The 14,042-nt window shown below is 70.1% G+C and carries 10 protein-coding genes; 1 reads left to right on the forward strand and 9 read right to left on the reverse strand.

What is annotated here, in order from left to right; translation table 11 throughout:
• Positions 1 to 28: 28 nt before the first annotated feature.
• From DW298_RS11975 to gabT, 7 genes are all read right to left on the reverse strand, one after another.
• Entirely contained in the window at positions 29 to 1,843 is a 1,815-nt protein-coding gene (locus DW298_RS11975; protein WP_136042705.1) for an ABC transporter ATP-binding protein, read from the reverse strand.
• On the reverse strand, positions 1,840 to 3,792 hold the full coding sequence (locus tag DW298_RS11980; protein ID WP_240745115.1) for an ABC transporter ATP-binding protein: 1,953 nt from the start codon (positions 3,790 to 3,792) through the stop codon (positions 1,840 to 1,842). Before DW298_RS11980 ends, DW298_RS11975 begins: the two co-directional genes overlap by 4 nt.
• Positions 3,793 to 4,153: 361 nt before the next feature.
• Positions 4,154 to 4,651, reverse strand: coding sequence for a methylated-DNA--[protein]-cysteine S-methyltransferase (locus DW298_RS11985; protein ID WP_136042706.1), 498 nt, complete (start codon positions 4,649 to 4,651; stop codon positions 4,154 to 4,156).
• Complete coding sequence (locus tag DW298_RS11990) at positions 4,648 to 6,168, reverse strand: AlkA N-terminal domain-containing protein (RefSeq protein WP_136042707.1); 1,521 nt, start codon at positions 6,166 to 6,168, stop codon at positions 4,648 to 4,650. Before DW298_RS11990 ends, DW298_RS11985 begins: the two co-directional genes overlap by 4 nt.
• Before the next feature lie 187 nt (positions 6,169 to 6,355).
• Positions 6,356 to 7,807, reverse strand: coding sequence for an aldehyde dehydrogenase family protein (locus tag DW298_RS11995; RefSeq protein WP_136042708.1), 1,452 nt, complete (start codon positions 7,805 to 7,807; stop codon positions 6,356 to 6,358).
• Positions 7,807 to 8,988 (reverse strand): acyl-CoA dehydrogenase family protein, encoded by a 1,182-nt coding sequence (locus DW298_RS12000; protein WP_136042709.1) that lies wholly within the window; start codon positions 8,986 to 8,988, stop codon positions 7,807 to 7,809. The genes DW298_RS11995 and DW298_RS12000 overlap by 1 nt, the downstream gene beginning before the upstream one ends.
• On the reverse strand, positions 8,985 to 10,310 hold the full coding sequence (gabT, locus tag DW298_RS12005; protein WP_136042710.1) for a 4-aminobutyrate--2-oxoglutarate transaminase: 1,326 nt from the start codon (positions 10,308 to 10,310) through the stop codon (positions 8,985 to 8,987). The genes DW298_RS12000 and gabT overlap by 4 nt, the downstream gene beginning before the upstream one ends.
• Before the next feature lie 89 nt (positions 10,311 to 10,399).
• On the opposite strand from gabT, the gene DW298_RS12010 reads away from it, so the two are divergent.
• Positions 10,400 to 11,749, forward strand: coding sequence for a PucR family transcriptional regulator (locus tag DW298_RS12010; RefSeq protein ID WP_136042711.1), 1,350 nt, complete (start codon positions 10,400 to 10,402; stop codon positions 11,747 to 11,749).
• On the opposite strand, the gene DW298_RS12015 is transcribed toward DW298_RS12010, so the two are convergent.
• Both DW298_RS12015 and DW298_RS12020 read right to left on the reverse strand, forming a co-directional pair.
• Positions 11,746 to 12,897 (reverse strand): CoA transferase, encoded by a 1,152-nt coding sequence (locus DW298_RS12015; protein WP_136042712.1) that lies wholly within the window; start codon positions 12,895 to 12,897, stop codon positions 11,746 to 11,748. The genes DW298_RS12010 and DW298_RS12015 overlap by 4 nt on opposite strands.
• Positions 12,894 to 13,913, reverse strand: a complete 1,020-nt coding sequence (locus DW298_RS12020) for a LacI family DNA-binding transcriptional regulator (protein ID WP_136042713.1) — start codon at positions 13,911 to 13,913, stop codon at positions 12,894 to 12,896. The genes DW298_RS12015 and DW298_RS12020 overlap by 4 nt, the downstream gene beginning before the upstream one ends.
• Between the last annotated feature and the right edge of the window lie 129 nt (positions 13,914 to 14,042).

Genomic DNA, 14,042 nt, shown 5'->3' on the forward strand with positions numbered 1-14,042 from the left:
GCCCGCAGAGGTGAGGTGATCGGCGTCATCAGACCAGTGTCTCCTGCCAGGCCGCATGCAGCTGGGCGAACTTGCCGGTACCGCCGATGAGCGCGGCGGGAGTGTCGTCCTCGATGATCCGTCCGTGCTCCATCACCAGCACCCGGTCGGCGATCGCGACCGTCGACAGGCGGTGCGCGATGATGATCGCGGTGCGGTCCTTGAGCAGGGTCTGCAGCGCATCCTGGATCAGCCGCTCCGACGGGATGTCCAGCGAGGCGGTGGCCTCGTCGAGGATCAGCACGGCGGGGTCGGCGAGGAACGCCCTGGCGAACGAGATGAGCTGACGCTGGCCGGCCGAGACTCGCCCACCGCGCTTGTTCACATCGGTGCCGTAGCCGTCGGGCAGCGAGGAGATGAACGCGTCCGCTCCCACCGCACGTGCGGCCGCCCTGATCTCGTCGAGCGACGCATCCGGCTTGCCGAGTGCGATGTTGTCGGCCACCGTTCCGCTGAACAGGTAGGCCTCCTGCGTGACCATGACGATCGCGCGGCGGAGGTCCTTCGGGTGCAGCGAGCGGAGGTCGATGTCATCGAGCGTGACCCGTCCCTCGGAGGGGTCGTAGAACCGCGAGATGAGCTTGGCCAGCGTGGACTTGCCCGCGCCGGTCGTGCCCACCAGGGCGATCGTCTCCCCGGCGGGGATGTCGAGCGAGAAGTTCGGGAGGATCGTCTTCTCGCCGTTGTAGCCGAAGGTCACCTCGTCGAACCGGATGTGACCACGAGACTCCCACAGGTCGACCGGCTTCTCGGGATCCGGAACCGTCGGCACCTCCTCGAGCACGCCCGACACCTTCTCCAGCGCGGCCGTGGCCGACTGGTAGGAGTTCAGGAACATCGCGATCTCCTGCATCGGAGCGAAGAAGTTCCGGACGTACAGGACTGCCGAGAGCAGCACACCGACGGTGAGCGCCCCCTCCGAGACGCGGATGCCGCCCCACAGCACGACGATGCCCAGCACGAGAGCTGCGACGCCCATGAGACCGGGCTCGAACGTGCCGAACAGCAGCATCGAGCGACGGTTGACATCGCGGTACTCCCCCGCGATCTCCTGGAACGACTTGTCGTTGCGCGGCTCCTTGCGGAACGCCTTGACGGCGCGGATACCCGTCATCGTCTCGACGAACTGCACGATCACCTTCGCGCTGATCACGCGCGACTCGCGGTAGACCAGCTGCGAGCGCGAGTAGAACCACTTCATCAGGAAGAACAGCGGCACGCCGCCGATCGCGAGGATCAGGCCGGACTGCCAGTCCCAGAAGCACAGCGCGATGAAGGTGAAGAGTCCGAAGAGCACGCCGGAGACGAGCTCGTTCAGGCCGCCGTCGAGGAGCTCCTTGATCGAATCGAGGTCACTCGTCTGGCGCGAGATGATGCGCCCGGAGGTGTACGACTCGTGGAACTCCAGGCTGAGGCGCTGGGTGTGCAGGAAGATCCGCTTGCGCAGATCGAGCAGCACCGCCTGCGTCAGCTTGGCGGCGATGATGACGTACCAGGCGATCATCACGGCGGCCAGGATGCCGGCGGCCAGGTAGATGCCGCCGATCATGAATGTCGGCATCCAGTCGGCCTGGTCGATGGCTGCCGGCAGGGCACGGTCGAGGCCGATGCTGATCAGGATGGGACCTGCGACCTGCAGCGCGGTCGAGATGATCAGCACGGCGGCGGCCAGCACGATCTGCGGCTTCAGCGGGCGCACCAGCGATCCGAGCAGCCGGAGCGACCGACGACGGATCTCCCGGCTCTCCTCGCGGGTGTACTCGGAACGATCCTCGTCCTGGGTTCCGGTGATGGCGGAGCTCATCGCTGCACCTCCTTCTCTTCATCGAACGTGGTTGCTGAGCCAGTCGAAGCATCGTCGGCGGCCTCGGCTCTGCGGCCCTCGCGGACCTCGTCCTCGACCTCGAGCTGCTCGTCGCGGATGATCGGGATCGCCCCGGTCCGCGCCGCCTCCTCGGCCTCCAGGCTGGAGATCACGTGGCGGTAGTGCCGGCTCGTCTTCAGCAGCTCGGAGTGGGTGCCCACCGCGGTGACGCGACCGGCCTCGAGCAGCGCGACCCGGTCGGCGAGCGCGACGGTCGAGGGACGGTGCGCCACGATCAGAGCCGTGGTCTCTGCGAGGACGTGCCGCAGCGCCTCTTCCACGAGCGCCTCGGTGTCGACGTCGAGCGCCGACAGCGGGTCGTCGAGCACGAGCACCTTCGGCGCCGCCGCCACCGCGCGGGCGAGGGCGAGACGCTGACGCTGCCCACCGGAGAGGCTGAGCCCCTCCTCGCCGATCACGGTCTCGACGCCGTCGGGCAGCGAGTCCACGAACGACGCCTGCGCGACGTCGAGCGCTTCACGCAGCACGCGCTCGCCCTCTTCGCTGTGCACGTCGAGGTCGGCGCGGCCGAGCAGCACGTTCTCGCGCACGGTCGCCGAGAACAGCGTCGCATCCTCGAAGGCCATCGCGACGTGCCGGCGCAGCTCGGACAGCGGAAGATCGCGCACATCGACGCCGTCGAGCGTGACCTTGCCGCCCGTCACGTCGTACAGGCGCGTGGGCAGCGTCGTGAGCGTGGTCTTGCCGCTGCCGGTGAGACCGACGAGCGCCATGGTCTCGCCTGGGCGGAGGTCCAGGTCGATGCCGTCGAGCAGATCGCGTTCGTGGGACCCTGCGTCCTGATACCGGAAATGGGCGTTCACGAACGCCAGCTCTCCGCGCGGGTTCTCGATGTGCACGGGGTTCTCCGGGTCCGTGATCGTGTTGGTCTCGGAGAAGATGTCGAACACGCGGTCGGTCGCCGTGCGGGCGTCGAGCATGAACGAGAACAGGAACCCGATCGACTCGATGGGCCAGCGGAGCACGACGGCCATCGCGAAGAACGCGAACAGCTGCGCCTCATCGATCTGCCCCTGCGAGATCAGCCAGATGCCGGACATCAGGCTGAGCCCGAACGCGATCTGCGGCATCATGTCGAGCCAGAACCAGATCGACGCGATCGCGCCGGCCTTGCTCATCTCGGTCTCGCGCAGAGTCTCGGCCTGACGGCTGAATCGGCTGAGCGCGTGCTTGCCACGGCCGAACGCCTTCAGCACGCGGATACCGTGCACGCTCTCCTCGACGCTGGTCGCGAGGTCGCCGGCCTGGTCCTGGCTGCGGCGGGTGAGCGCGCCGTAGCGCTTCTCGAACAGGTAGCCGCGGATCCACAGCGGGATCGCGGTGACCAGGAAGATCGTGCCGAGCAGCCAGTGCCAACGGAACAGCAGCACTGATCCGATGATGATCGTCAGGACATTGACGACGAGCAGCACGAGACCGAAGGCCAGCCAGCGGCGGATGAGGCCGATGTCCTGCATCATGCGGCTGAGCAGCTGGCCGGAACCCCACCTGTCGTGGAACGAGACCGGAAGGGTCTGCAGGCGCGAGTACAGCTCGGTGCGCATCTTGTACTCGACCTCGGTCGAGGGGTTGAGCACGAACTGACGACGCAGCCAGACCATCAGCGCCTCGCCGAGGGCCAGCGCGAAGACCGCGAGGGCGCCCCAGACGATCGCGTTGATCTCGCCGGTGCGGACCGGCCCGCTGATGATCTGCTCGAGGACGATCGGGATCATCAGGGCGATGATCGCCGCGATGAGCGCGCTGGCCGCACCTCCGGCGAGCCGCCAGATGACGGGCTTCACGAAGGGCTTCAGCCGCCACAGCGCGGCCGGGGTGGAAAGGGTGGACGAGGGCGAGGGATTCTGCGCGGAAGGCGAGGAAGACATGTCTCTCAGACGAGTTTCGTATGGAATGCGGTTGCGGAAGGGGACGGATGCGAGAGCGGACTCGCAGAGTCCGGCATCCGACGAAGAGGGGCGGGGTGGCTCTAGGAGAGCGGACGCGCCGGGGTCGAGCCGAGAGCTGCGATCCGCGCGGTGGCGATCGTGGTCATGGTGTCCTCCTCAGGGGCTCGGCTGTGTCGTCCGGTTGGCGCGACAGCCCACCAGCCTATTGCTGTGAACCAGCTGAACACAAGACGCATTCCCGATTTGTTCGGCGTCTTTCCTGCGTCGGGGCCGGCGTCCTGTGTCCGAGCATGCTTTCGCCGCGCCGCCGGATACCGGCAGCGCGGCGAACATGAGTCGTTCAGGCAGCGATGCTCTCGCGCGCGAGCAGGCTCTCCTTCACGTCCAGCCCCCAGGCGAAACCGCCGAGGGTGCCGTCCGTGCGCAGCACGCGGTGGCACGGCACGAACAGCGCCGGAGCGTTCCTAGCGCAGATCGAGGCGGCCGCACGTACGGCGTTCGGGTTGCCGAGCAGCTCCGCGAAGCCGGTGTAGGTGAGCGGTGCTCCGGGCTCGATCGCCCGCAGCGCCGACCACCCCACGAGCTGCAGGGCGGTGCCCGACTGCTTCACCGCGACCGCGTCGATCGCGGACAGGTCGCCCGCATAGAAGGCCAGCGCGGCGTCGGCGGCATCCGTGTGACCCTCGCGGAGCTCTTCGGGGCGGAGCGCCGGCGACAGTCGCGCGAGGATCGCCCCCACGTCGGAGGTCCACCCCGATGACAGCACCCGCTGGCGCTCGTCGGCGAGGATCGTGAAGGCCCCGTCCGGGGTCTCGATGGTCTGGATGAGAGCGGTCATGAGGTCTCCTTCGATGTCGTGTCAGTTGTGGCGGCCGCGCTGGCGGTGGATGCTGCCCGTCGGGGTCCTGCCGGTCGCACCGGGGCGGCGCGCCAGAGATGCGCACTCAGATAGCTGCGCCAGGGGGCCGTGCGCTCGGCCCAGGCGGTGAGCGCACGGGCCTCGCCCGGAAGCCCGGAGGCCGCAGCTCCCGCACGCAGCGCGACGTCGCCGGGGAGCAGGATGTCGGGGTCGCCGAGCACGCGCATGCGCACGTAGTCGGCTGTCCACGGTCCGATGCCCGGCATAGCGAGGAGGGCCTCCCGCTGCTCGACGCCGTCATCGCCGACGGTCAGCGGCAGCGAGCCGTCGGCGAGGGCCGCTGCCGCACCGGTGATCGCGCGGATGCGCGCGGCGGGGCCACGCAGCACCTCGACCCCGCGTTCGGCGATCGCCGCCATCGTGGGGAAGAGCAGCCCGTGCTCGGTGCGCTCCCCCAGCGCCTCGGTGAGCGCGATGAGTGCCGTGCGGGCGGCGACCACCGTGATCTGCTGCCCGATCATGGCGCGGATGAGCATCTCGTGCGGGTCTGCCGAGCCGGGAACGCGCATACCGGGCGTGCGGGCGACGAGCGGTGCGAGCTCGGGGTGCGCGGAGAGTGCCTCGTCGATCGCCAGCGGGTCGGCGTCGAGGTCGAAGATGCGCCGCACGGTCGACACCAGCGGCGCCAGATCGCCCAGGCGCGCGACACGGGCGCGCAGGTGCAGACGCTGGGTCGCATCCTGACTCACCTCGAACCAGGCGGGACCGCCCGCCATCCGGAGGTGCCGGGAGAACGACGTCGCCGTGGTCTCTTCGACGCCGGGGACGGCACGTGCCGCCATCCAGGTGAAGATGCCGCTCGCGTCGAGTGGACCGCGGTACGGCAGGACCAGGTCGATGGCGCCGGGAACCGCGGATGCCGGCAGTCGTCGACGCGCCCTGAGCTCGCCGGGGGTGAGGCCGAACACCTCGCGGATCGTGTCGTTGCACTGGCGGATGCTGGCGAAGCCTGCCGAGAAGGCGACGTCGGAGATGGGCATGTCGGTGCCGACGAGCAGCATCCGCGCCGTGTGCGCGCGGTGCGCCCTGGCGAGGGCGAGGGGTCCGGCGCCGAGCTCGGTGGTCAGCAGACGCGTGAGGTGCCGGCTCGAATAGCCGAGGCGCGCGGCGAGTCCCGGCACACCCTCGCGCTCCACGACGCCGTCGGAGATGAGCCGCATGGCTCGGGCCGCGACGTCGCCGCGGATGTCCCACGCCGGCGAACCGGGGGCGGCTTCGGGGAGGCAGCGCTTGCAGGCACGGTATCCGGCCTCGTGCGCGGCCGCGCTCGTCGGATAGAACGTCACGTTCTGCGGCTTCGGCGTGCGCGCAGGGCAGCTCGGACGACAGTAGATCCCGGTCGAGCGCACTGCCGTCACGAACTGCCCGTCGAAGCGGGTGTCGCGCGCGCTGATGGCACGGTAGCGCTCGTCGAAGTCGATCACGGGGAAGCTCATGCCTCCATGCTGTCACGGGCCACCGACGTCGACTGGCGGAAATCGGACATGGCTGTAGCGGAGTCCGGCGAGCCGCGCCGAGACCCCGTCACAACGCCGAGACCCCGGCCTGCACACGTCGGCAGGTCGGGGTCTCGGCGAGAAGCGGGGGTTTCGGCGCGGGTCGGGGGCGGAGGCTGCCCGCGACTCAACCGCGGAGGTAGACCGTCGCGGTCTCCGTGAAGAACTCCCTGGCCGCCGCGCCCTGCTCCTTGGGGCCGAGGGCGCTCGACCCGCTCCCGCCGAAGGGAACGTGCAGGTCGGCGCCGGCCGAGGCCGAGTTCACGTGGACCACGCCTACGCGGATGTCTTCGATCGCGGTGAGCGCCTCCGCCAGCCCCGTCGTGAAGACGGCGGTGGAGAGCCCGTACTCGCTGTCGTTCACGAGCGCGATGCCCTCGGCGGTGGACGAGACGCGTCGGACGCCGACCACCGGGCCGAACAGCTCTTCCGTCCACAGCTCGCCCGGGTCTTCCTCGTCGAGCTCGAAGATGGACGGCGGGATGAAGTAGCCCTCGGCGAGATCGCCGTCGGAGTACGGCTCCGGGGCGACGACCACCTTCGCCGAGGACCGGGCGCGGACGAGGGCCGCGGCCACGCGGTCTCGGGCACCGGCGTCGACTACGGGCCCGACCTCGACGCGCTCGTCCTGCGCATCGCCCACGACCATGCGCTCGGTGCGGATCGCGAGTCGCCGCAGGAACTCGTCGGCCACGGCCTCGTGCACGATCACCCGCGAGGTCGCCGTGCACTTCTGCCCCGCCGCACGGAAAGCCCCCAGCGCCACCTGCTCGACGGCCACGTCGAGGTCGGCGTCTGCCAGTACGAGTGCGGCGTTCTTGCCGCCCAGCTCGCCCTGGAACGGGATGCCGCGTGCCGCGAGCTGCGCGGCGATGATGCGCCCGACCTTCGTGGAACCGGTGAAGGTCACTGCGTCCACCTCCGGGTGCGACACGATCGCCTCCCCGACGGCGGCGGTGCCGTTCACGAGGTTGAGCACCCCCTTCGGGAGCCCGGCCTGCTCGAGCGCCTCGGCGAAGCGCATCGCCAGCACGGGGACGAAGGTCGCCGGCTTCCAGACCACGGTGTTCCCCCATACGAGGGCGGGGGCGAGCTTCCAGGCCGGGATGGAGATCGGGAAGTTGAAGGGCGTGATCGCTCCGATCACCCCGACCGGGCGACGAATCACGAGGATGCGCTCCCCCGGACTCGGCGACTCGAACAGGCCGCCGCTCTGACGCTCGACCTCCTGCGCATGGAAACGGAGGATGTTGGCGGCGTGCCCGGTCTCGGCGATCGCCTCGACGAGCGTCTTCCCCTCCTCGCGCGCCAGCTGACGCCCCCACTCGTCGCGGTGGGCCTCGATGATGTCGGCCGCCCGCAGCAGGATGGCGGCACGCGAGCGCGCGGGGGTCCTGCGCCACCCGTCGAAAGCTGCTCGCGCGGCGGAATAGGCGAGGTCGACATCCGCATCGGATGCTCCGGGCCCTTCGCCGACGACGTCGTCGGGTCGGCTCGGGTTCACGTCGATGAGAGAGTCGCCCGCACCCTCCACCCAGGCGCCGTCGATGAAGTGCCGGATATCGAATGTGGTGCTCATCATGCTCCCTCGGAGGCGGTGCTGCGGAAGGCGGAGAAACCGGTGATGTGGGCGCCGAGCACCAGTGTGTGGACCTCGTCGGTGCCCTCGTATGTGCGCACCGACTCGAGGTTCGCCGCGTGGCGCAGCGGCGAGTAGTCGCCCGAGATCCCGTTGCCGCCGAGGATCGTCCTCGCCTCTCGGGCGATCGCGATCGCCGCGCGCGTGTTGCCGAGCTTGGCGACGGAGATCTGGTGGGGCTGAAGCCTGCCGGCATCCTTGAGCCTGCCGAGCCGCAGCGCGACCAGTTGCGCCTTCTCGATCTCGACGGCCATGTCGACGAGCTTCTGCTGGGTGAGCTGGAACCCCCCGATCGGCTGGTTGAACTGGATGCGCGTCTGCGAGTAGGACAGGGCCGCGGCGTAACTGTCACGGGCGGCGCCGATCACGCCCCAGCCGATGCCGTAGCGCGCCTCGTTCAGGCAGGAGAAGGGCGCGCGCAGACCCCTGGCTTCGGGAAGTCGGGCTTCCGCGGGGAGTCGCACGTCGGTCAGCGTGATGTCGCACTGGATCGAGGCCCGCATCGAGAGCTTGGGGGCGATGGGTGTCGCCACGAATCCGGCCGAGTCCGTCGGGACGAGGAATCCGCGCACCCCCTCGTCGGTCTGCGCCCAGATGATCGCGACCTGTGCGATGGAGGCGAGACCGATCCAGCGCTTGGCGCCGTTGAGCACCCAGCCGTCACCGTCCCGTCGCGCGAACGTCGTCATGCTCGACGGGTCAGAGCCGGAGTTCGGTTCTGTGAGGCCGAAGCATCCGATGGCCTCTCCCCGCGCCATCTGCGGAAGCCACTCCTGCTTCTGGGCCTCGCTGCCGTGTTTGTGGATCGCGCTCATGGCGAGCGAGCCCTGCACCGAGACGAAGGTGCGAAGCCCCGAATCCCCCGCTTCGAGCTCCATGGCCGCCAGTCCGTATTCGACGGCACTCCGACCACCACAGCCGTATCCGTCCAGGTGCATGCCCAGCACGCCGAGTTCGGCGAGTTCCGGGACGAGCTCCGTCGGAAAGACGGCCCGGTCATACCAGTCGGCGATGTGCGGACGGACTCTCGCGTCGACGAATGCCCGCACGCGGTCGCGCGTCGCCCGCTCGTCGTCGCTCAGGAGCTCGTCGAAATCGAGCAGATCGGGAACGGTGCTCATGCGGCGGCCTCCTCGGCGGCGATGGATCGGATGGACGCGGTGAGAATCTCCAGACCGGCGTTCAGGACATGCTCCTCGATCACGAGGGGTGGCAGCAGCCGGATGACGTTGCCGTATGTGCCGCACGTGAGCGCCAGGACGCCCGCCGCGTGGCACGCCGCCGCTACCCGCTGCGCGAGGTCCGGTCTCGGGGCCAGGGTGTGCGGGTCTGCGAACTCGACGGCCATCATGGCTCCCCGTCCGCGGACTTCGGCGATGACATCGATCTCGGCGCGCAGTGGCTCGAGATGACGGCGGATGGTCTGCTCGATGCCGACGACCCGCGGCATCAGACCCGGCTCGTCGAGCACGTCGAACACCGCGAGGGCGGCCGCGCAGGCCAACGGGTTGCCCGCATAGGTGCCGCCGAGGCCGCCGGGGTGCGCGGCATCCATGATCTCCGCCCGCCCGGTCACCGCGCTCAACGGCAGCCCGCCGCCCAGCGCCTTGGCGGTCAGCGTGATGTCGCCGGCAACGCCTTCGTGCTCGCTCGCGAACAGCCGGCCGGTGCGTCCGAGCCCGGACTGGATCTCGTCGACGACCAGGACGATCCCGTGCTCGTCCGCGATGCGACGGAGCCCCGGGAGGAAACCCGGCGCGGGGACGACGAAGCCGCCCTCGCCCTGGATCGGTTCGACGACCAGGGCCGCGAAGTGCTCGGGACCGTGCTCGAGGATGAGGCGTTCGACCTCGGCGAGCGCGGGCTCGGCCCCCTCTCCGCGCAGGGGATTCGCGTTGGGTGCGCGCACCACGGCGTCGGGGAAGGGTCCGAAGGATGTCTTGTACGGATGCTCTTTCGCCGTCATCGCCATGGTGAGCAGAGAGCGCCCGTGGTACGCCTCGTCGATGACGAGCACGGCGGGGCGGCCGGTGTGGGCTCGCGCGATCTTCACGGCGTTCTCCACCGCCTCGGCACCGGTGCTGAACAGTGCGGTGCGCTTGTCGAAGTCGCCGGGGACGTGCTCGTTGAGCCACTCGGCGACGCGCACGAAGCCCTCGTACTCGGTCACCATGAAGCAGGTGTGGGTGAAGAGCTCGAGCTGCGCGGCGACGCTGGCCCGCACCTGCGGATTCGCCGCCCCCACGCTGGTCACCGCGATGCCGGATGCGAGATCGATCAGGGTGTTCCCATCGACGTCCTCGAGCGTCGAGACGCCGGCTCGCGCGATGAAGACCGGGAGGGCGATGCCGAAGCCGGCGGCGACCGCGGCTTCGCGCTGGGCGTGGAGCTCGCGCGACCGCGGTCCAGGGATCTCGGTGCGAAGGAGGGGAACTGTCGTCATGGGGACGACGCTAGAAGGTGCGCGGCCGCCAGGGAGAAACACTTCGCCCAGTGTTGGCGAGAGGACTGTGCATCACGCACACTGGATGCATGGTCTCCCTCGGCGAACTCGTGCGCACGGCCGGCAGTTCCCTGCGCCCTCTCGCTCCGTTCGATGCCGCGCGGACGATCACCGGGGTGCACGTGTCGGAACTCGACGACCCCGGTCGTTATCTCGACGGCGGCGAGCTGCTGCTCACCACCGGCATCCCGCTGCACGGCCGGCCGGTGGACGCCTACGTCGACAGACTCGAGGCGCAGGGGATCGGCGCGATCGGGATCGGGCTCGGCGAGGGCTGGGACGATGCGCCCGCTGCCCTCGTCGAGCGCTGTCGCGCGGTCGGGATCCCGGTGTTCGCCGTGCCGGACGGTGCGCCGTTCCTCGATGTCTCCCGGGCGTTCTGGTCGATCACCGGGCGCAGCGGCCAGGACGAGGCGCTGCGCACCGCCCACGCGCACACGCGGCTGGTCCAGGCCGCGACGACCGCCGATCCGATCGCCGGGATCGTCCGCCAGATGGCGCAGGCCATCGGCGGATGGGTGGCGTGGCTGCCCTTCGATCCCGGAGCGTCGGGCGGGACGCTGCATCCCGCTTCTCTGGAAGGCCTGCTGCCGGCGGTGCGCGCGGATGTCGAGAGATCACTCCTGCGCTCCGGCGTCGAGGCCGCGTCGTTCGTGTCTCAGGGTTCGATCGTGATGGCCCACGCCGTCACCGACGGCGAGCGCACCCGTGGCGCACTGGCGCTCGGAGCCGGCAGGCCGCTGGCGAACGCCGACCGCCAGCTCGCGCTCACGGCCACCGCTCTCCTGCGACTCCTCACCGTGCGGGCGACCGCGACGCCGGACGCGGGAGGGTGGTTCACGGCACTCGCACTCCGCGGCGAGGTGGCGGCTGCGCGGGCACTCGCCGCCGCGGCCGATCTCACGCTGCCGCTCGAGTTCCGCGTGCTCGTCGGCAGCGACGTTTCGACCGGCTTCGGAGCGGTGCAGGACGGCGTGCGCGTCGCCCTCGTCCCCGCCGATGGGGACCCCGACGCCGAAATCCGGGCGAGCACCGGCGTACTCAGCGCTCCCGTCGTGCTCGACGATGTCCCCACCGCATTCGCCAGGGCCCTCGCCCTGCACCGTCGCGCGTCGGGAACCGCCCTGGTGATCGAGTCCGAACCGAGAGCGACCCGCTGGGCTGCCGCGCTCGGCGACGCGGACCCGATGTTGCAGCGCACCGTGATCGCCTATCTCCGGCACCGTCAGCAGGCCGAGCGAACAGCGCGCGAACTCGGCGTGCACCGCAACACCGTGCGGCCGCGCATCGCCGCGGTCGAGCGGCTCCTCGACGTCTCGCTGGACGACCCGGATGTCGCGGCCGAGCTGTGGCTCGCGCTGCGGGAGCGCGCGGTCTAGGCGGGATTGTCGAGCCAGGCGCGCACTCGCTCGTCATGCTCGCCGAGGCGCGGTGGGGCGGCCGCGACCACCGGGATCTCCGGGATCCAGGTGAGCGGCGACCGGATCTGGCGCGAGCGCCGACCGTCCTCGCCCACGGCGTCGCGGACGGGGTCGAGACCGAGGCGTTCCGCCAGCGCGATGCCCTCCCCCACGCTGTTCACCACTCCGGCGGCGACGCCGGCGCGGTTCAGGCGCTCCGCCCAGACCGCCGCGGAGTCGCCGACGAGCGCCGCCTCCAGCTCGACCACCAGCTCCTCGCGGTGGGCGACCCGGTCGGAGTTCCGGCGGAAGCGCTCATCGACCGAGAGCTCGGGCCGGCCGAGTTCCGCGACCATCTTCGCGAACTGCGCGTCGTTTCCGCACGCGACCGCGATCGGCGCATCCGCGCACTGCAGCGACTCGTACGGGGCGATGGAGGGGTGCCTGTTGCCGAGCCTTCCCGGCTCCGTTCCGGCTCCGAGATGCGCGGACACCTGGTTGACGAGTGCGGCCTGGAGGCTGGAGAGCAGGTTCACCTCGACCCTCGAACCTCGTCCGGTCAGCTCGCGTCGGCGCAGCGCGGCGAGGATGCCGATCACGGCGTCCTTGCCGGTGAGCACGTCGACGAGCGCCACCCCGGCTTTCATGGCCTCGCCGTCCGGCTCGCCCGTGATGTGCATGAGTCCGCCGACCGCCTGCGCGACGAAGTCGTAGCCGGGGAGGTCCGCACCCGCACCCAGGCCGAAGCCGCTGACCGACACGGAGATGAGGCGGGGGTGGGCTGCGGAGAGGGTCTCCCCGTCGAAGCCGAGTTTGGCGAACAGCCCCGGCCGGAAGTTCTCGATCACCACGTCGCTGCGGGCGATGAGTTCGAGCGCCCTGGCGCGATCCGCCGGGTCGGTGAGGTCGAGCGTGACCGACTCCTTGCCCCGGTTCGCCGACTCGAAGTACGTGGTCATGCCGGATTCGGCATACGGCGGTCCCCACGCCCGCGTGTCGTCCCCGGTCCCGGGGCGCTCGACCTTGATCACCCGTGCCCCCAGGTCGGCGAGCGTCATGGTCGCCAGCGGGCCGGCGAGCACACGGGAGAAGTCCGCGACGACGATGCCGTCGAGGGGCGCGGTCATGCGCGCACCCGCAGCGGATGCGCGGTGGAGTCCCTCGCGACGACAGCGATCGGGAACTCCACGTCCGCCCCAGGCTCGGCCCGCCCCTCGAGGAGATCGATGAGCAGCTCGGCACAGGCGACGCCCGAGTCCCGCGGACGAAGGTCGATCGAGGTGATCGAGGGCGTCAGGAAGGGCAGCGAAGGGTGGTCGACACAGGAGACGACCGTGATGTCCTCCCCGATCGTCCGCCCCTGCCGCCCCAGCACGGCGGCCACCTCGATCGCGCTCGAGTCCGGGCCGCAGATGATCACGTCGGTCTCGGGATGCGTCTGCAGGACGCGCTCCGTGGCCGCGCGCACCGCGGGCCACGATGCCTCGAACGACACCGGAGCGATGACCGGTTCGAGACCGCGCGCCGCACATCCGGCGCGATAGCCCGACACCAGCTGACGCGACCAGTCGGTCGCATCCGGGGCGACGAGCAGCGCCGGATGCCGCGCACCGGTGACGTCGATCTCGTCGAACAGCCGCAGCATCCCGGCCTCGTGAGAGGACCAGACCACGCCGGCTGGCGTGCCGGCGACGTCTTCGGGGAGGTGCTCCTGCGTGACGACGGGGATTCCCGACCCCATGAGCGAGGGCAGACCGGGATCGCCGGACAGCGGGTCTCCGATGATGAGCCCGTCGGCGCGGATGGGTCGCGATCGTCCGGACGACACGGACGGGCTCACGATGGTCACGTCGATGTCGTGGGCGGCGGCGCTGGTGACGATGCCGAACGTGAACGCCATGTAGTACGACGACCGGGAGACGACCTCGGGGAGGACGATCCCGATCGTGCCGATGCTGCCGCCGCGCAGGTGCCGGGCGGCGGTGTTCACGGAGTAACCGAGTTCGGCCGCCGCCGCCAGGACCGCCTCGCGCGTGGCCGGGGAGACGCGACCGCCGCCGCTCAGTGCATCGGACGCGGTGGTCTTCCCGACCCCTGCGCGCCGTGCGACGTCGATCAATCGGGCGCGCCGTGGCTCTTGCATGCGGCCGAGTCTAACCACACGCGGCGAGTCGTAATCCACTCGAAACAGTTCGGGTCTTGCGCTGTAACACGTTCATCGCATACTTTTGCCGGAACGTTCCGGCACACAGACGTTCCCGAACCGACATCC

It is taken from the genome of Microbacterium sp. A20 (assembly GCF_004794515.1).
GTDB lineage: Bacteria > Actinomycetota > Actinomycetes > Actinomycetales > Microbacteriaceae > Microbacterium.